The organism is Xanthobacter autotrophicus (assembly GCF_030015065.1).
In the GTDB taxonomy this organism is placed as follows: domain Bacteria; phylum Pseudomonadota; class Alphaproteobacteria; order Rhizobiales; family Xanthobacteraceae; genus Xanthobacter; species Xanthobacter autotrophicus_D.
In genome coordinates this window covers 1-458 of sequence record NZ_JAIVFN010000395.1, presented here as the reverse complement: position 1 = coordinate 458, position 458 = coordinate 1, and the positions used below count along the sequence as shown (strand labels likewise).

The window sequence follows — 458 nt, the reverse complement described above, 5'->3', positions numbered from 1 at the left end:
GTGCGCTCCCCGCCAATGACGGCATGCTCCTCGCTCCAGTCGAACTGAAACGCCTCGCCCGGGCCGAACGCCAATGGCACGAATACGCCGCGGCCGGAGGCCTGTTGCTGGCGCAGCCAGTCGTCTCGCCAGGCCCGCACAAAGGCGGCGACTCGCCGGTACGAACCATTGTAGCCGAGCCCCATCAGCTCCTCATGGAACTGCCGAGCCGTACGTTTCTGTTTGCGTGGCCTGCGGACGTCCGTCCGCAGCCAAGCAGCCAGCCGCTCGGCAAAGGGATCGAGCTTGCTGGGCCGATCAGGTGTCCGGAAAACAGGCTGTACCGCGTCCGACCGCAGGTACTTGCGGATGGTGTTCCGCGACAGGCCGGTCCGGCGCGCAATCGCGCGGATCGACAGCTGCTCCCGGAAATGCCAGCGCCGGATAACGCTCAACAACGCCATGTCCAACACTCCCGC

At 66.2% G+C, this 458-nt stretch carries 1 pseudogene; it reads right to left on the bottom strand.

Going from position 1 to position 458, the window contains the following annotated elements:
- Positions 1 to 443, bottom strand: a pseudogene (locus tag K9U40_RS23705) (IS21 family transposase); the annotation flags it as partial.
- Between the last annotated feature and the right edge of the window lie 15 nt (positions 444 to 458).